Annotated in this window: 18 protein-coding genes; 14 read left to right on the plus strand and 4 right to left on the minus strand. The window is 48.4% G+C overall.

The window, feature by feature from the left end:
* The first annotated feature begins 85 nt into the window (after nt 1–85).
* Both B8880_RS00860 and B8880_RS00865 read left to right on the plus strand, forming a co-directional pair.
* Nucleotides 86–1036 carry a bile acid:sodium symporter family protein gene (locus B8880_RS00860; protein ID WP_084255656.1) on the plus strand — a complete coding sequence of 317 codons (951 nt, stop codon included), beginning with the start codon at nt 86–88 and terminating at the stop codon, nt 1034–1036.
* The gene (locus B8880_RS00865) at nt 1033–1755 is read left to right on the plus strand and encodes a YwiC-like family protein (RefSeq protein ID WP_084255381.1); all 723 of its coding nucleotides are present in this window, start codon (nt 1033–1035) and stop codon (nt 1753–1755) included. Before B8880_RS00860 ends, B8880_RS00865 begins: the two co-directional genes overlap by 4 nt.
* Nucleotides 1756–1951: 196 nt before the next feature.
* Here B8880_RS00865 and hcr read toward each other — a convergent pair whose 3' ends face one another.
* The 3 genes from hcr to B8880_RS00880 all read right to left on the minus strand — a co-directional run bounded on the left by hcr (nt 1952) and on the right by B8880_RS00880 (nt 5939).
* The gene (gene hcr / locus B8880_RS00870; protein ID WP_084255383.1) at nt 1952–2974 is read right to left on the minus strand and encodes an NADH oxidoreductase; all 1023 of its coding nucleotides are present in this window, start codon (nt 2972–2974) and stop codon (nt 1952–1954) included.
* A gap of 71 nt (nt 2975–3045) precedes the next feature.
* Nucleotides 3046–4701 (minus strand): hydroxylamine reductase, encoded by a 1656-nt coding sequence (gene hcp, locus B8880_RS00875; RefSeq protein ID WP_084255385.1) that lies wholly within the window; start codon nt 4699–4701, stop codon nt 3046–3048.
* A gap of 428 nt (nt 4702–5129) precedes the next feature.
* A complete protein-coding gene (locus B8880_RS00880) occupies nt 5130–5939 on the minus strand; it encodes an outer membrane protein assembly factor BamD (protein ID WP_084255387.1) in 810 nt (269 codons plus the stop codon).
* Between the two features lie 184 nt (nt 5940–6123).
* Between B8880_RS00880 and rluD the strand changes: the two genes are divergently transcribed.
* The 8 genes from rluD to B8880_RS00920 all read left to right on the plus strand — a co-directional run bounded on the left by rluD (nt 6124) and on the right by B8880_RS00920 (nt 12978).
* On the plus strand, nt 6124–7101 hold the full coding sequence (gene rluD, locus B8880_RS00885) for a 23S rRNA pseudouridine(1911/1915/1917) synthase RluD (protein WP_084255389.1): 978 nt from the start codon (nt 6124–6126) through the stop codon (nt 7099–7101).
* Nucleotides 7101–7850, plus strand: a complete 750-nt coding sequence (pgeF, locus tag B8880_RS00890; RefSeq protein WP_084255391.1) for a peptidoglycan editing factor PgeF — start codon at nt 7101–7103, stop codon at nt 7848–7850. Before rluD ends, pgeF begins: the two co-directional genes overlap by 1 nt.
* Before the next feature lie 117 nt (nt 7851–7967).
* Nucleotides 7968–8630: a Bax inhibitor-1 family protein gene (locus B8880_RS00895; RefSeq protein ID WP_084255393.1), complete on the plus strand. Its 663-nt coding sequence runs from the start codon at nt 7968–7970 to the stop codon at nt 8628–8630.
* Nucleotides 8631–8907: 277 nt separating this feature from the next.
* Complete coding sequence (locus B8880_RS00900; RefSeq protein WP_084255395.1) at nt 8908–9234, plus strand: TusE/DsrC/DsvC family sulfur relay protein; 327 nt, start codon at nt 8908–8910, stop codon at nt 9232–9234.
* Nucleotides 9235–9366: 132 nt separating this feature from the next.
* Complete coding sequence (locus B8880_RS00905; RefSeq protein WP_084255397.1) at nt 9367–10263, plus strand: metal ABC transporter substrate-binding protein; 897 nt, start codon at nt 9367–9369, stop codon at nt 10261–10263.
* Nucleotides 10263–11189, plus strand: a complete 927-nt coding sequence (locus B8880_RS00910) for an ATP-binding cassette domain-containing protein (RefSeq protein WP_084255658.1) — start codon at nt 10263–10265, stop codon at nt 11187–11189. Before B8880_RS00905 ends, B8880_RS00910 begins: the two co-directional genes overlap by 1 nt.
* A 2-nt stretch (nt 11190–11191) precedes the next feature.
* Nucleotides 11192–12130 (plus strand): metal ABC transporter permease, encoded by a 939-nt coding sequence (locus B8880_RS00915; protein WP_084255399.1) that lies wholly within the window; start codon nt 11192–11194, stop codon nt 12128–12130.
* Complete coding sequence (locus B8880_RS00920) at nt 12130–12978, plus strand: metal ABC transporter permease (RefSeq protein ID WP_084255660.1); 849 nt, start codon at nt 12130–12132, stop codon at nt 12976–12978. The genes B8880_RS00915 and B8880_RS00920 overlap by 1 nt, the downstream gene beginning before the upstream one ends.
* On the opposite strand, the gene B8880_RS00925 is transcribed toward B8880_RS00920, so the two are convergent.
* Nucleotides 12975–13247, minus strand: coding sequence for an acylphosphatase (locus B8880_RS00925; protein WP_084255401.1), 273 nt, complete (start codon nt 13245–13247; stop codon nt 12975–12977). The genes B8880_RS00920 and B8880_RS00925 overlap by 4 nt on opposite strands.
* Nucleotides 13248–13400: 153 nt before the next feature.
* Between B8880_RS00925 and B8880_RS00930 the strand changes: the two genes are divergently transcribed.
* The 4 genes from B8880_RS00930 to yccS all read left to right on the plus strand — a co-directional run bounded on the left by B8880_RS00930 (nt 13401) and on the right by yccS (nt 17275).
* Nucleotides 13401–14057, plus strand: coding sequence for a curli polymerization inhibitor CsgI-related protein (locus tag B8880_RS00930; protein ID WP_084255403.1), 657 nt, complete (start codon nt 13401–13403; stop codon nt 14055–14057).
* A 91-nt stretch (nt 14058–14148) separates the two neighbouring features.
* Nucleotides 14149–14607, plus strand: coding sequence for a methylglyoxal synthase (locus tag B8880_RS00935; protein ID WP_084255405.1), 459 nt, complete (start codon nt 14149–14151; stop codon nt 14605–14607).
* A gap of 32 nt (nt 14608–14639) precedes the next feature.
* Complete coding sequence (locus tag B8880_RS00940) at nt 14640–15092, plus strand: YccF domain-containing protein (protein WP_084255407.1); 453 nt, start codon at nt 14640–14642, stop codon at nt 15090–15092.
* A 23-nt stretch (nt 15093–15115) separates the two neighbouring features.
* Entirely contained in the window at nt 15116–17275 is a 2160-nt protein-coding gene (gene yccS, locus B8880_RS00945) for a YccS family putative transporter (RefSeq protein ID WP_084255409.1), read from the plus strand.
* Nucleotides 17276–17278: the final 3 nt, after the last annotated feature.

Raw genomic sequence — 17278 nt, forward strand, 5'->3', positions numbered from 1 at the left:
GCAATTTGCCTATAAAGGAGAATTGCGATAAATCGGAAGTTTTGCTATGTTGCACCTTCCGATTTATTTTATGGACTTTTTTATTATGCAAGCGTTGCTTAAACTTAACCATTTCGTCAGCAAAACCTTTGCCGTTTGGGTTTTGCTGTTTGCTTTTTTAGCCTTCCAATTTCCCGCTTATTTTTCGCCTTTCGTCAGCTACATTCCGTATTTGCTCGGAATCGTGATGTTCGGTATGGGGATCACCTTGACCTTCAATGACTTCGGCGAAGTGTTTAAACACCCGAAATCGGTTTTGATCGGTGTGGTCAGCCAGTTTGTGATTATGCCGGTGATTGCATTCGGTCTGGCAAAAGGCTTTTCCTTACCGACTGATCTGGCGATTGGCGTGATTCTGGTCGGTTCCTGTCCGGGCGGCACATCATCAAATGTGATGACCTATTTAGCGCGCGGCAATACCGCACTTTCGGTCGCTTGCACCACCATTTCAACCTTGCTCGCCCCGATATTAACACCTGCCGTTTTTTATATTTTGGCAAGCCAGTGGCTGGATATTGATGCCGGTGCGATGTTTGTCTCGGTGTTGAAAATGGTACTATTCCCGATTTTCTTAGGTTTAGTGGTGCGTGCATTGTTTAAAAAACAGATGGCGCAACTGAGCCAAAGCATGCCGCTGTTGTCCGTGATTGCGATTGTGTTGATTTTGTCGGCAGTGGTGGCGGTCAGCAAAGATAAAATTGTCGAATCGGGTCTAATTATTTTTGGGATCGTGGTGTTGCACAACGGGTTGGGCTATTTGATTGGCTTCTTCACCGCCAAATTCTTCAAGCTCAGCACTTATGACAGCAAAGCGGTTTCGATTGAAGTCGGTATGCAAAATTCCGGTTTGGGCGCGGCGTTGGCGAATGCGCATTTTAACCCGCTGGCGGCGGTGCCAAGTGCGGTCTTTAGCTTTTGGCATAATGTTTCCGGTCCGATTTTAGCAACATTTTTTGCCTCGTTAAAAGAGAAAAAAGCCAACGTGGACGCAAAATGAAACTGCTGATTTCCAACCAACACGGCGCAATCGTGATGGCGCTGCTGCCGTTTTTATACGGTATGCTGTCATCACCAACGATTATTTGGCAGCATGCGTTTTTGCTGTTGGCGTGGGCGTGTTTGTACCTGTTCACTTATCCGTTTTTTAATCTGTTTAAAGGGCGCAATTCGGCGCAAAACCGCACTTGGGCAATCGGTTACGGGCTGGCCGCACTTTTATTTTCAGTTCCTGCTTTGTGGCATAACTGGCAGTTGCTGTATTTTTTGTTGGCAATGCTACCGTTCGGTTTGTTGGCGATTTATTACGTTAAGCAAAAAGACGAGCGCGCATTGGGCAATGATTTGGCGGCGATTGCCATTTTCGGTATTGCCGGTATGGCGGCATATTATTTTGCCGACCGCACTTTTGATCAGCAACTCGCACGGGTTTTCCTTTATCCGAGCTTGTTTTTTGTCGGTACCACGCTGTATGTCAAAAGCATTCTGCGTGAACGCAAAGATCCGCGTTACCTGCAAGCCTCGATTATTTTTCACTTATTGTGCGTGTTGCTGATCGCCTATTTTGATTGGCAAACCGCACTTTGCTTTGTGCCCGCCTTACTGCGCGCCGTCATCGTCCCGTTATGGGTGATGCCGCGTAAACGGCTAAATCCGAAGCAAGTCGGGCTGATTGAAATGGGGATTTCTTTTTTGTTTTTATTTGGATTGTTGGTGTAATTCTTTGATTTAAATGAGGAAGTGTAGAGGCGAATTATATATCCGTCCGAACTAAATTTGCATTTTTCCATTGTAAATTAAATGCTTATACCGCACTTTGTCAACGGGCGGATATACAATCCGCCCCTACGCTGACTTATCCATGACCTTTGTCAATAATCCGGTTTACACCGCACTTGATGCCATCAATAACCGCTTAAATCACCGGTTCAACCTGCATATTGCCCTTGATTTGGCAGCTGCACGCCAGCACATAACCTTGTTCGATTTCTTCTGGCGTCAACGGTCCGGTGGTGCTGGTTTCATATTCGCCTTGCAGCACTTTGGTTTTGCATGAACCGCAAATACCGGTGCGGCAGGCGGCGATCACCGGAATGTTATTCTCTTCCAATGCGCTTAATAATGAAATGCCGAACGGTACGGAAACGGTTTGCTCGCCGATAATGCCGTATACGGTTAAACCGACTTGCTTGCTGTTGTCGGTCATACAAACTTCGGTCGAGGAGTGGAACTGTTCGAGGAAGAACCGCTCTTGCGGCACGCCGAGTTGCTCGGTGATGTCGCGAATGTGCTGCATATAGCTTTCCGGACCGCAGGTTAACACGGTGCAATCGGCGATATTCGGCACGAGTTCTTGCAGCATCTGTTGTGAAATCCGTCCGGCGTAGAAGCCTTCGCTTGCCCCTTGCGACGAGTTCATATACAGATTCAAGTGCGGATATTGCGCTTTCAGTTGTTCCCACTCGCGTTTAAAAATCACGTCTTTCGGCGAATGCACGCTGTAGAACACGGTTAAATTGGCTTGCGGACGATTGACGCATAACCAACGCACCATCGACATAATCGGTGTGATGCCGCAGCCGCCGGCAACCAACAGATAATTGTCGCTGACAATTTTCGAGCAGGTGAAATCGCCCTTCGGATCGGACAACCACAGGGTATCGCCGACTTTGACATCACGGGTCAGCCACGTCGAGCCGACCCCGTTTTCAATGCGGCGCACGGTTAAGGTGACATAACGGCTTAAACCGGGCGTGGACGACAGGGTATAGGCGCGGGCAATATCCGGTGTGTTTTTAATGCTGACCAGCGCGTATTGCCCCGGCTCGTAGGGATAAAAATCTTGTGCAATCAGTTCGAGGGTGTAAACATCGTCGGTTTCCTGCACGATGTTGTTCACCATCATCTCATTGATACAAAAAGCATTTGGGTTTGACATAGTGAAATCCTGAAACAGAAAAGTGCGGTCAAGTCGAAGCTGACCGCACTTGGAATTAAATGATGACGAAATTAGCGCGCCAAGGCTTCTTGCATATCTTGTTGCGGATTAGTTAAGCCGCGCAGACCGAATTTTTCATTCAGAATCGCCAACAAGTTATCGTTCAAGAATGCCGGTGCGGTCGGGCCGGTGTAAATATCTTTCACACCCAATGCCAACAGGGTCAGCAAGATCACAATCGCTTTTTGTTCAAACCAAGACAGAACCAAGGTCAGCGGCAGATCATTGACACCACAGCCCAGTTTTTCTGCCAAGTTTACTGCCAGCATAATCGCCGAGTAGGCGTCGTTACATTGACCGACGTCCAACAAACGTGGTAAACCGCCCTCCAATGTGCCGAACTCCAGTTTATTGAAGCGGTATTTACCGCAACCTAAGGTCAAGACCACACAATCTTCCGGCACGTTACGCGCAAATTCGGTGTAGTAGCTGCGTTCGCCGACACTGCCGTCGCAACCGCCGACCAAGAACACATGGCGTAATTTTTTCTCAGCAACCAAGTTAATCACTGCGTCAGATGCGTCTAACAGGGTTTGGCGACCGAAACCGACGGTGATGTTGTGTTCGATTTCACTGTAAGGGAAGCCAGCCATTGCTTGCGCTTTGGCGATCACTTCGCTGAAATCGCGATCGTCCAAGTGGCGTACGCCCGGCCAACCGACGATGCTACGGGTGTAGATTCGATCCGCGTAGTTACCCACGTTCGGGTCGATAATACAGTTGGAAGTCATGATTACCGGTCCCGGGAATTTGGCGAATTCACGTTGTTGGTTTTGCCAGCCACCGCCGTAGTTGCCGACTAAATGGCTGTATTTTTTCAGTTCAGGATAACCGTGCGCCGGCAACATTTCACCGTGGGTGTAAACGTTAATGCCCGTGCCTTCGGTTTGTTCCAACAAGGCTTTTAAGTCTTTTAAATCATGACCGGAAATCAGGATACATTTGCCGGCAATCGGTTTGACGTTGACCGTGGACGGGGTCGGGTTGCCGAAGGCGGCGGTTTCACCTTTATCCAATAAGCCCATCACGCTAAAATTCATTGTACCGATGCCGAGTGCATTTTTCAGCAAGGTGTCGATGTCGGTCGGCTGCGTGCCTAGCCATGACATATATTGGTGGAATTCCAGATAGACTTGGTTGTCAAATTGTCCTAAGACGTGTGCGTGTTCCATATAGGCTGCCGCGCCTTTTAAGCCGTATAAGCACAGCATTCTTAGACCGTGCACTTCTTCACTGATCTCGTTAATATCTTTATTTAATGCAAAATCTTCCGCTTGTGCCGTCAAGGTCGCAATATCGCTGCCGTTTAATTTCAAATGCGCCAACGGGTGATCGCTGTCGGTGCTCGGGTTCACCGCCCGGCAGCGTTGGATCAATTGGTCACGATAGGTTTGCGCTTGTTGGGCGTATTCGACGATACGGTTCGAATCAAAGTTGACGTTGGTTAAGGTAGAGAAAAATGCTTGCGCGGTGAAGGCATCAATTTCATTGTCGATAATCGCCAGTTCGCGCGCTTTGATCGCCCAAGTGGACAGGCTGTGTAGCACCGCAATCAATAAATCCTGCAAGTCGGAGGTTTCCGAAGTTTTTCCGCACATGCCTTGAGAATAGCTACAGCCGTTACCGACAGGAGTTTTCATGGTTTGTTCGCATTGAATACAGTACATAATTTCAATTCCTTTTATTAAATGTCTGTTGATAGAGTCGAGTGAGTAGAGTAATCCCAATCCCAAAAATACCTGAGCGTTGTTGAACTCGCTTGCTGTACTACTTGGTACTATCTGCGCTCGTTCGCCTCGCTATCTGAATTTTTTGGAATGGTATAACAAGTAAACTAAATGTTAATTCGTGTTAACGGGCGTATCATAAAAGGAATGACTTGATAAAAGAAGTATTTATTATACCTATTTAAAGTTTTTTTGATTTAGATCGTATTTTGTTTTTAATGAGAATGGCTACATCGGTGATGAGATCAAAAAAATGCGAAAACGTGAGCACGTTCTTGTGTAGCGAAAAAGAACCGGAATTTTATTTGCGGTTAACAAAAATCCCTTAAAATAGCGCTATTTTAAGGGATTTGTCTGATAGTTAGGGGCTATTGCGCATTCGGTGCGAGTACATTGGGCACGGTCAGGGTGACATCGCCTTCCGGAACAGGCACTTCGGTAAAGGTTTTGCCCTCGCCTTGTTTGATTAAATCGGCGATTTTAGCGGCTGGCTCGGTCAGATTCATTGCTTGATAAGACTTTTCCAGCAGTGGCAGGGCTTGGTGGGTAGCTTCGCTATCCGGATAGGTATCCAGTAAGCCTAGCACTCGGTTGACTGTGGCGACATAGGCGTTACGCTTGAAATAGAATTGGGCAACGCGTAATTCGTGGCGTGCCAGCGCATTACGCAGATAGTTGGCTCGCAACGTCGCATCGGCGGTATATTGGCTGTTCGGGAAATGCTGTTGTAAGGTTTCGAAATTATGCAGCGCATTGGTCAACGTTAACGGATCACGCAAAGCACGGTCAGTACCGAATGTTCTTTGTAAAAAGTGATCACCCAGTTCGGTATTGATTAACCCTGCCAGATATAATACAAAATCCAGATGTTGGCTGTCGCTGTGCAGACGCAGGAATCGCTCGGCATTAGCGAGTGCCAGCGTATATTCGGAATCTTTATAGTTTGCATAAATTAATCCCAATTGCGCTTGTTCGGCGTAAGCACCGAATGGATAGCGGCTGTCGACCGCATCGAGATAACGGATCGCCTCTGAATAATTTTCATCCAAAAGATAGGTGTTGGCTTTACTGTATAACTCTTCTACCGGCGCATTTTCGACTTCTTTATTACCGGAAGAGCAGGCAGCAACGCTAAGTGCGGTTAATAACAGTAAAGCAAGCGATTTTAGTTTATGCATAATATAACAATCCTAAATAGTGAAAGCTGAGAAATACGCAGACTATGACAACGGTTTTCAGCCTAAGTTTGGTTACTTCACCGTAAACTTCGGTTACAATGGCAACAATCAGGTTATGACCCCAGTATTTTAACCATACTGGGCAAATAAGCAAATTAGAATTAAATGGATTTTATTTTTATTTATGGCAAAACAACTGCAATTAAGCACACAAATTCAATTACATCAGCTGGGGCAACGGCTGGATCAGGCGTTGGCCGAGTGTTTTCCCGATTATTCCCGTTCGCGGATTAAAACTTGGATTGAACAGGATCGGGTACAGGTTAACGGCGTGGTGGCAAACAAACCGCGCGAAAAAGTGTACGGTGACGAACAGATTTTGATCAACGTTGAAATCGAAGAAGAAGATCGGTTTACGGCGCAGGATATTCCGCTCAATATCGTGTATGAAGACGACGATATTTTGGTGATTAACAAACCGAAAGATCTGGTGGTGCACCCTGGCGCTGGCAATCCCGACGGTACGGTGTTGAATGCGCTGCTACACCATTACCCGCAAATTGCCGAAGTGCCGCGCGCCGGCATTGTACACCGTTTGGACAAAGACACCACCGGCTTGATGGTGGTGGCGAAAACCATTCCGGCGCAGACCCGTTTGGTGTACGCACTGCAAAAACGCCGGATTACCCGCGAATACGAAGCGGTGGCTTACGGCATTATGACCAAAGGCGGCACGGTGGATCAACCGATGGCACGCCATGCGACCAAACGCACGCATATGGCGGTGCACCCAATGGGCAAACCGGCGGTGACCCATTATCGGGTTATGGAACGTTTTCGCAACTACACCCGTTTGCGCTTGCGTTTGGAAACCGGACGCACCCATCAAATTCGGGTGCATATGGCGCACATTGCCCACCCGTTATTGGGGGATCAAACTTATGGTGGGCGGCCGCGTCCACCGAAAGGGGCGAGTGAAGCCTTTTTGCAGGTGTTGCGCAACTTCCAGCGCCAAGCCTTGCATGCGGTCATGCTGCGCTTGGAACATCCGATCAGCGGTGAAGTGATGGAATGGCACGCGCCGTTACCACAGGATTTTGTTGAGCTGGTGAACGCGCTAAAAGCCGATTATGAGTTACACCAAGACGAATTGGACTATTGATGGAATTGAAGAAACCGCACTTTATCCGCCCTGACTGGGCGCTGCTCGGAAAGGTTAAGGCATTGTCAACCCAGCGCACAGGTGGTGTCAGCCAAGCGCCGTATGACAGCTTTAATCTGGGGGCGCATGTGGGAGACGAACCCAGTGTAGTGACTGCCAACCGCACTTTGTTGGTGGAAGCGGCGCAGTTGCCGCAATATCCGTTGTTTTTGAACCAGATCCACAGCACCGAGGTGATTGCTTTACCGAGTGAAGAAACGTTGCCCAATGCCGACGCGGCTTATAGCGATCAAGCCGGACAAGTCTGTCTGGTGATGACCGCAGACTGTCTGCCGGTGTTGTTTGCCAGCGAAAACGGTGATGAAGTGGCGGCGGCACATGCCGGTTGGCGCGGTTTGTGCGACGGCGTGTTGGAGGCAACGGTGGCAAAATTCCGCGCGCCGCGCGAAACCATTCACGCATGGCTCGGGCCGGCGATCGGCAAAAACGCTTTTCAGGTCGGAGCGGAAGTGCGGTCGGTATTTATCCGGCACGATCCGGAGGCGGCGCAAGCGTTTCGGAGCGATATGGCTGACCCGCAAAAATATTTGGCGGATCTGTATTTGTTGGCGGAGCAACGCTTGAGAAAATCAGGCATTCGCCATCTTTACGGCGGCGAATATTGCACGTTTGCGCAAAAAGAGCGGTTTTTCTCTTACCGCCGCGACGGCGCCACCGGCAGAATGGCCAGCTTGATTTGGTTTGAATAGTCGATAAGCATTGACTTTTTGCAACACAGCCCTTACATTCTAACTGATATTTTAACAATAATTTTGGGGCGATAGACCCAAGTTTAACCTTTTCATTTTTAATAGGAGAACAACGAGATGCAACAACGAATTGTTACCGATGCCCGTCGTACTGAAGACTCGGTGCTGGCGACCAATAAAGTATTGCGCAATACCTATTTCTTGCTCGCGTTAAGTGTCGCTTTTTCCGCATTGACGGCGTATGTTTCAATGGTAATGAACCTGCCGCGTCCGGGATTGATTGTTATGTTGGTAGGCTTTTACGGCTTGCTGTTTTTAACCCATAAACTGGCGGACAGCGCCTTGGGAATTCTATCGACTTTTGCCTTTACCGGCTTTTTGGGCTACACCGTCGGGCCGATTTTGAATGCTTATGTCCGTGCCGGTTTGGGGGATGTCGTGGTGCTGGCCTTTGGCGGCACTGCAGCGGTATTCTTTGCTTGTTCCGCTTATGTCCTGACCACCAAAAAAGACATGTCGTTTTTAGGCGGCATGTTGTTCTCGCTGTTTATCGTCTTGGTTATCGGGGTGGTTGCCAGCCTGTTCTTTAACTTCGAGGGCTTGCATTTAGCCTTGAGCGCGTTGTTTGTGTTATTCTCGACCGGTGCGATTTTATACGAAACCAGCAATATCGTGCATGGCGGCGAAACCAACTATATCCGTGCCACCATCAGCATTTATGTGTCGTTATACAATTTGTTTATCAGCTTGCTGAATCTGATTGGCGCATCGCGCGATTAACTATCAATTTAAAAAATTTAGATTATTGATAGATATTTAGTAAGGAAAAGTAGGGGCGGATTATATATCCGCCCGTTTACGAAGTGCGGTATAAGCATTTAATCCGCAATGGAAAAATGCAAAGTGCGGTTCGGGCGAATATATAATCCGCCCCTGTTTTAGTAATATCAACCGCATATTTTAATTTTTTCAAAGATCTAAACAATTAGATTGATTTGTTTCTTATGCCCCTGTTTAGGGGCATAATTGTATCGGTCAAAAATGAAAACGAGAAAATATGAACGTCAACGGCGAACAGATTGAATTGGATAAAGACGGCTATTTGCTGCATAGCGAACAGTGGAATGAGCAGGTTGCTTTGGTATTGGCAGAAAAAGATCAACTGCCGTTAAGTGAAGCCCATTGGGAGGTGATCCATTTTGTGCGCGATTTTTATCAGGAATATCAAACCTCTCCGGCAATTCGTATGTTGGTAAAAGCGATGGCGGATAAGTTGGGGGCGGACAAAGGCAACAGCCGTTATTTGCAACGCTTGTTTCCCGACGGGCCGGCGAAACAGGCGACTAAACTGGCGGGGCTGCCGAAACCGGCCAAGTGCTTGTAATGTTGGATAACCCTATAAAACAGGTGTAAATTAATATAAATGATAATGATTATCATATCCTGACTTGCTATAGTTTTGCTCAGGCAAAATAGGTTGCCTAGAATTACTCTAATAACAAAAAGGAGAAGCAAAATGAAATTCATCTTGAAAAGAGCCCTGTCGGTATTACTGTTGGGCGGATTGGCGTTTGCAGTGCAAGCCCAGACGCAGGATAAACCGTTTAAGGTTTTGACCACGTTTACCGTGATTCAGGATATTGCGCAAAATGTTGCCGGAGAGGCGGCGGTCGTTGAGTCGGTCACTAAACCCGGCGCAGAGATTCACGACTATCAAGTCACCCCGAAAGATGTGATCAAAGCACAGCAAGCGGATCTGATTTTATGGAACGGTTTGAATTTGGAACGCTGGTTCGAGCGCTTCTTTGAAAATATGCCGAATAAACCGGTGGCGGTGGTGACCGAAGGAATCGAGCCGCTGCCGATTTCGGAAGGGGCTTATCAAGGCGCGCCGAATCCGCACGCATGGATGTCACCGAGTAATGCGCTGATTTATGTGGAAAATATCCGTCAGGCGTTGGTGAAACATGATCCGAAAAACGCCGACAGCTACAACCGCAATGCGGCCGCTTACAGCGAAAAAATCAAAGCGATCGACAGCCCGCTGCGTGAAAAAATTGCCGCCATTCCGGCGGAAAAACGCTGGCTGGTGACTTCCGAAGGCGCATTCAGCTATCTGGCGAAAGATTACGGCTTTAAAGAACTCTATTTATGGCCGATCAATGCCGAACAGCAAGGCTCACCGCAGCAAGTGCGGTCTGTTATCGATCAGGTGAAAGCCAATAAGATTCCGGTGGTGTTCAGCGAAAGTACGGTTTCCGATCGTCCGAGTAAGCAAGTCGCCAAAGAAACCGGGGCTAAATACGGCGGTGTGTTGTATGTCGACTCCTTGTCGCAAGCGGACGGCGCAGTGCCGACCTATTTGGATTTGTTGCAAGTGACGGTTTCAACCATAGTGAAAGGATTTGAATGATGATAAACGGCAAGGGCGCAGGCGGCGGTGATCCGCTGTTGGAAGTTCATGATGTCAGCGTGCGCTACAATAACGGGCACACCGCACTTCATGATGTTTCGTTTTCTCTTAACGGAGGAACCACTTGCGCTCTGGTCGGTGTTAACGGCAGCGGTAAATCAACCTTGTTCAAAAGTTTAATGGGATTGGTGAAACCGCTGCAAGGCTCGATAAAATTGCACGGCTTGCCGGTTAAACAAGCATTAAAACAGAATTTGGTGTCCTATGTGCCGCAGGCGGAAGAAGTCGATTGGCAATTTCCGATTTCGGTGTATGACGTGGTGATGACCGGACGTTACGGTTACATGAATTTTTTGCGTATTCCGTCGCAGTCGGACAAACAAAAAGTCGAACAGGCGATGCAGCGGGTGGATATCGTCCATCTGCGCGATCGTCAAATCGGCGAACTGTCGGGCGGACAGAAAAAACGGGTGTTTCTGGCGCGTGCTTTGGCACAAGAGAGCAAAATTATTTTATTGGACGAACCGTTCACCGGCGTAGACGTGAAAACCGAGAACGCCATTGTCGAATTGTTGGGACAGTTGCGCAGCGAAGGGCATTTAATTCTGGTTTCCACCCATAATCTGGGCAGCGTACCGCACTTTTGCGATCAAGTGGTGATGATTAACCGTACCGTAATCGCCGCCGGCAACACTGAAACGACTTTCACGCAAAATAATTTGAAACTGGTGTTCGGCGGCGTGTTGCGCTATCTGACTTTAGACGGGCAAGAACTGCACGATGACGAGGATAACCGCACGTTAACCGTGCTGACCGATGACGAGCGGCCGGTGGTGTTTTACGGCGAAAAAGGCACGGAGATTCCGCCGACCAGTTTGGCGACACACGCCGCTCATGCGGGCAATGCCAATAAAGCGGAACCGTAGCGATGTGGGAACTTCTATTGCAGCCTTTCGGCTATGAATACATGACCAAAGCGATTGTCATCAGCGCATTGGTCGGCGGGGTATGCGCGTTTTTATCCGCTTATCTGATGTTAAAAGGCTGGTCGCTGATCGGCGATGCGCTGTCGCATGCGGTCGTGCCCGGCGTGGCGATTGCTTATGCGTTGGCATTGCCTTATGCAATCGGTGCTTTTCTCTCCGGTTTATTGGCGGCGCTGGCGATTTTATGGGTCAAATCGATCACCAAACTGCGTGAAGATGCGATTATCGGTTTTATTTTCACCACTTTTTTTGCGCTTGGGCTGTTTATTATCTCGCTTAATCCGACCTCGGTCGATGTGCAATCGATTATCTTGGGCAATGTATTGGGTATTGACGATAGTGATATGCTGCAAGTCGGCATTATCATTGCGGTTTGCGTGGTGTTTTTACTGATTTTTTGGAAAGATTTACTACTGGTTTTTTTCGACGAAAGCCACGCGGTTTCGGTCGGCATTTCGCCGCTGCGGCTGAAAGTGCTGTTTTTTACCTTATTGAGCGCTTGTGTGGTGGCGGCATTGCAAACCGTCGGCGCGATTTTGGTGATTGCGATGGTGATCACGCCGGGCGCGACGGCGTATTTATTAACCGATCGCTTCGGACGTTTGCTGACGATTGCCGTTGCGTTGGGCGTGGGTACAAGTGCGGTCGGCGCCTATTTAAGCTATTTCCTCGACGGCGCGACCGGCGGTGTGATTGTGTTTTTGCAAACTCTACTGTTCTTGGCGGCATTTTTCTTTTCACCGAAATACGGCGTGTTGAGCCAAAAATATCGGCGCTATGCGTTGCAAAGTCATTCTGCGCAAAGCTATCTTCCGAAAAAAAAGAAACTGCCAGAAACCAAAAGTGCGGTTGACAGCGCTGATACAAGGGGGCGGTTATGATGAATGCGCTGTTCAACTGGTTTTACGAGCCCTTTTCCTTCGCTTTTATGCAGCAGGCGTTGTATACCGCACTTTTGGTGGCGGTGGTTTGCGCCTTGCTCTCCTGTTATCTGGTGCTGAAAGGCTGGTCATTGATGGGCGATGCGATTTCCCATGCGGTGTTGCCCGGCATTGTGTTGGCGTTTATGTTGGGCTTGCCGTTGACCGTCGGCGCGTTTGTCTCCGGCATTTTTTGTGCGCTGTTCACCGGCTATTTGAAAGAAAACAGCCGCTTGAAAGAAGACACCGTCATGGGCATCGTATTTTCGGGCATGTTTGCTTTCGGTTTGATTCTGTTTGTCAAATTGGAAACCGATCAGCATTTGACCCATATTTTGTTCGGTAATTTGTTGGGGGTCAGCAAAGAAGCATTTCAGGTGACGTTGTGGGTGTCGTTGATCACCTTTGGCGTCGTGTTTGTCAAACGCAAAGATTTTTTACTGTATTGTTTTGATCCGATTCAGGCACGGGTTGCCGGAATTTCGGTGAAAACCCTGCATTATCTGTTGTTGATTCTGTTGGCGTTGACCATTATCAGCGCCATGCAGGTGGTCGGGGTCATCTTGGTAGTGGCATTGTTGATTGCGCCGGGCATCACCGCCTTTTGTTTAAGCAAACGCTTCCAGACCATGTTATGGATCGCGATCGGCGTGTCGGTTTTTTCCACGCTGTTCGGCACGATTCTCAGTTATCATCTCGATTCCGCCACCGGCCCGACAATCGTGTTGATGCAATCATGCTGCTTCATTGCCGCATTGGCGTTGAGCGCTTGGCGCAATCAGCGGATTAAGACGGGTGCAGCGAGCTAAGTAATCTCAAACCCGCTGAATGGGGTTTGTCCTTGATAGGGTTGCTCCAGCAACTCATCGACACGGGCGGAGCGCGGACCGTGATGTAACCACTGGCGAAGTGCGGTAATTTGTGATGCGTCGCCTTCGGCGATGACGATCACACTGCCGTCAGACAGATTGCGCACCGTGCCTGTTAAACCCAATTCGCAGGCTTTGCGCCAGGTAAAATAGCGAAATCCGACCCCTTGCACCCTGCCGTAAACGTTAAATTGCTGTCGAATAGGCATCTTGACCTCCCTAATTTGGATAAAAATAGCAAATGACTATTTTATTTTATAATGTTTTGGCTTAGGATAGGCAACACAATTTGGTTTTTGTGAAGCATCGCATCCGGCGTTTGCTGCGGTGCGGCTGATTTTTCTGATTATTGAGGAAGTAAAATGAAATTAACTCGTTTAGTTATTGGTGTTGTCGCGGTATTCACCGGTTTAAGTGCGGTGGCGGCAGAAATTAGTACCTCATCTAACATCACGCTGTTAGCGGTTGACGGACAAAAAGCCGGCGGCGGATTGTTGAAACAAACCAAAAATGTGACCGTTTCCGATAACGAAACCCATCAAGTTGTAGTGCAGGTGAGCGAAATTATCCGTTCCGGCTCTGATCGTCGGTTATTTGAATCTTCCCCGATCGTGGTGAAATTTAATGCCGGCAGTGGAAACATCGTGATTAGCGCCGATAATATCGGTGATGAAAACGGGGCGGAGAAGTTCAACAAACAGCCACAAATTAAGGTCAGCAGCAACGGGCAGGCGCTTGCTAACCAACAAGAGTATTTGTCTCAGGAAGGATTATTTCCCGGTGTGAATTTGGTCGAGAATTTGTCTGCCTACAACAGCGGCAATGGCAAAGCCGCCGTTCCGGGATTTGCTACCGCCAGCATGCCGGTTGCGATGGGCATGACGAATGTGGGCAAAGCACAAAAAGGCAAAGTGACCGTGCAAGGCGAAAACGTAGCGGAACAACAGCTGCAATATTGGTTCCAGCAAGCGGATAAAGAAACCCAGCAACGTTTTTTAAACTGGGCGAAAAAACAGTAACCGCGATCAATAAAGATAAAAAAGTGAGCTTGGCTCGCTTTTTTACTTTTTGTTCCGTTTTATTACTCCGTTACCTTGTGAAGGAAAAATTATGCAAACCACAACCCGCTTGCTTCCCGACAGTAAAAACGTAGCGTTGGTCGCTCATGATCACTGCAAGCAGACCTTAGTCGATTGGTGTATCAAAAACCGCACTTTGCTTGCACAGCATAAACTTTACGGCACCGGCACCACCGGCAATATGATTCAACAAAAGAGCGGTTTGGAAGTCAATGCGCTGTTGAGCGGGCCGATGGGCGGCGATCAACAATTGGGTGCGATGATTGCCGAGGCGAAAATCGACCTGCTGGTGTTTTTCTGGGATCCGATGAACGCCGTGCCGCATGATCCCGACGTGAAAGCGTTAATGCGGATTTCTACCGTGTGGAATATTCCGGTGGCGATGAATCCGGCAAGCGCCGATTTTTTGATCAGCTCGCCTTGTTTTAACAATACGGTCAAGATTGAGATTCCGGATTACGCCGGTTATCTGGCGGAACGCCTGAAATAAGCGGCGGCATAACAGGGATACGGCTTGATAGCATGAATTTAGCACTAAATCTTTTCAATTTTGTTTTCTTCGGTTTCGGCACGGTGATCGGTTGGTTTGTCGCCACTGTGTTAAGTGCGGTGTTGATCGTCACTCTGCCGTACACCCGAAGCTGTTGGGAAATCACCAAAATGTCGCTAGTGCCTTTCGGCAACGAAATCGTGCATGTAAAGTATTTACAGCCGACAAGTGCGGTCGGCAACGGAATCGGCAGCGTTTTGAACGTCGTTTGGTTTGTCTGTTGCGGTTGGTGGCTTTGTTTATTGCATATTTGTGTCGGCATCGCACAGTGTCTGACAGTTATCGGCATTCCCAGCGGCATTGCCCATTTCAAACTGGCGGGCATTGCACTGTTTCCGGTCGGACAACGGGTGGTATCGAGCGAAGTTGCGCAGGCGGCGAAATTAGCGCAAGTGCGGCAGCAGTTCGAGAGTCGGCGTGAATAATGACGAAATATTGAGAACATGATGTGAAAAAAACAAGTTGGTTGAACAGCAACGTCATTGCGATTATTCCGGTTTTTATTGCTGTCAATCTGGCGGCAATATTAGTTTGGGGACTGAACATTTCTGCCATTGCCATGCCTTTCGTGCTGGGCATTATTGCCGCCGGACTGGTCGATCTGGATCACAGCCTCAGCGGAAAAATCAAAAATATTGTAATTACCGTCGCCGCCTTCACCACCTCTGCTTTCGGCGCACAAATTTCGCTCGACAATCCGTTGTATTTTGCCTTAATGATGACCCTGTTCACCTTTGTGTTCACCATGATGGGCGCATTGGGGCAGCGTTACAGCACGATCGCCTTCGGCACGCTGATTGTCGCGCTTTACACCTCGCTGACCTACCTGCCGCAAACCCAATGGTATATCAATCCGGTTATGATTGTGTGCGGTACGCTGTTATACAGTGTTTCTTCGGTGTTGACCTACCTGTTTTTTCCACGCTACAAAGTCGATGAAAATCTGGCGAATGCCTATCTGGCGCTGGCGGATTATCTGGACGGTAAATCCAAATTTTTTGATCCCGACGAAGCGGAAAGCGTGGAACAGCTGCAACTTGAGCTGTCATATCTGAACAGTCGGGTGATCAATGCGTTTAATCTTTGCCGCCAATCCCTGTTTTATCGTTTGGGGAAACAGCACCGCCATGGGAAAACCAGCCGCCTGATTCGCTACTATTACGCCGCACAGGATATCCACGAGCGCGCCAGTTCTTCGCATTTCGATTATCGCAAACTGGTTAAAAAATTGCAGAACAGCGATTTGATTTTCCGTATTCAGCGCCTGTTGGAGCTGCAAGCGGACGATTGCCGCGATATTGCCAATGCGATTTTAAACCGCGAATCGTATCAGCCCAAAGATCGTCTGCAACGGGCGGCAAGCGGCATTGATGCCTCGTTCCAATATTTTGTCAGCCATTCGCCGAACAGCTCGCAAGTGGAAAATCTGCGCACCGTGATCGCCAATTTGAAAAATATCCTGTGGCAGCTGCTGTTTTTAGGCAAAGAGAGCAACGACATTCAGGACTCTTTCAGCCGGATTATCACCACTGACCGCATTCGCGGGTTGCGCGAAATCAGTGCCGCAGTCAAAAGCCACTTAACGTTTGAATCCCCGCTGTTTCGTCATGCGGTGCGTTTATCGCTGGTGGTGTTGGCGTGTTGTATTATTGCTGACAGTTTGGCGTTGGAACGTGGCTATTGGGTGTTGCTGACGGCGATTTTTGTTTGCCAGCCGAATTATTCCGCCACTAAAAAACGCTTGCGTGACCGCGTGATCGGTACTTTGTTTGGGGTGATTATCGGTTCGCTGTTGCCGTATTTTGCCGCCACGCTGGAAGCTAAACTTGGGATCTTAGTCGCCACCAGTACGTTATTTTTCTTCTTTAAAAATAATAATTACCGTTTTTCCACTTTATTTATCACCATTCAGGTGTTAGTCAGTTTTGACATCAGCGGTTTTGATTTGCACGCCGCGATGTTGCCACGGGTGCTCGATACTTTAATCGGTGCAACGCTGGCTTGGCTGGCGGTGTCTTATTTATGGCCGGATTGGAAATATATGAAAATCGGCGCAATTATCCGCCGCAGCATTAAAAATAATGCGCGTTATCTGTTGTATATCATGGCACAGCTACAGTTCGGTGAAAAAAATCACGTCAATTATCGGGTGGTGCGGCTGGCAGCGCATGAAAGTGCGGCGGAATTGAACACCGTGATCGGCAATATGAACAGCGAAGCGGAGAAATACCGCACTTTTCTGCCGAACGGCTTTCAATTATTGAAGCAAAATTACCGGTTACTCGGTTATATTTCCGCCTTGGGCGCTTTCCGCCACACTATGGGCGAACATGGCGATGATAAATATTTTTTGACCGCACTTTATCCCGCCTCCAGAGAATTGATTGGGGTGCTGCAACAACTGGAACAATTGTCGGAAGCGCAGTTGGCGCAAAAAATGCGTAAAATTGCGAAACGTTTGGAAATCAAAACCGATGAGCAGTTCGGCAGCCAAACGCAATTACAGCAGGATCGGGTTTTGCGCCAACAATTGAAAATGATGGCGCAGTTGCTGCCGGATTTTTATCAAAGCGTCCAACAGCAGTTGAAATTGGAAATGGAGAAGTAAGCG

This window comes from Pasteurella testudinis DSM 23072, from assembly GCF_900176075.1.
In the GTDB taxonomy this organism is placed as follows: domain Bacteria; phylum Pseudomonadota; class Gammaproteobacteria; order Enterobacterales; family Pasteurellaceae; genus Chelonobacter; species Chelonobacter testudinis.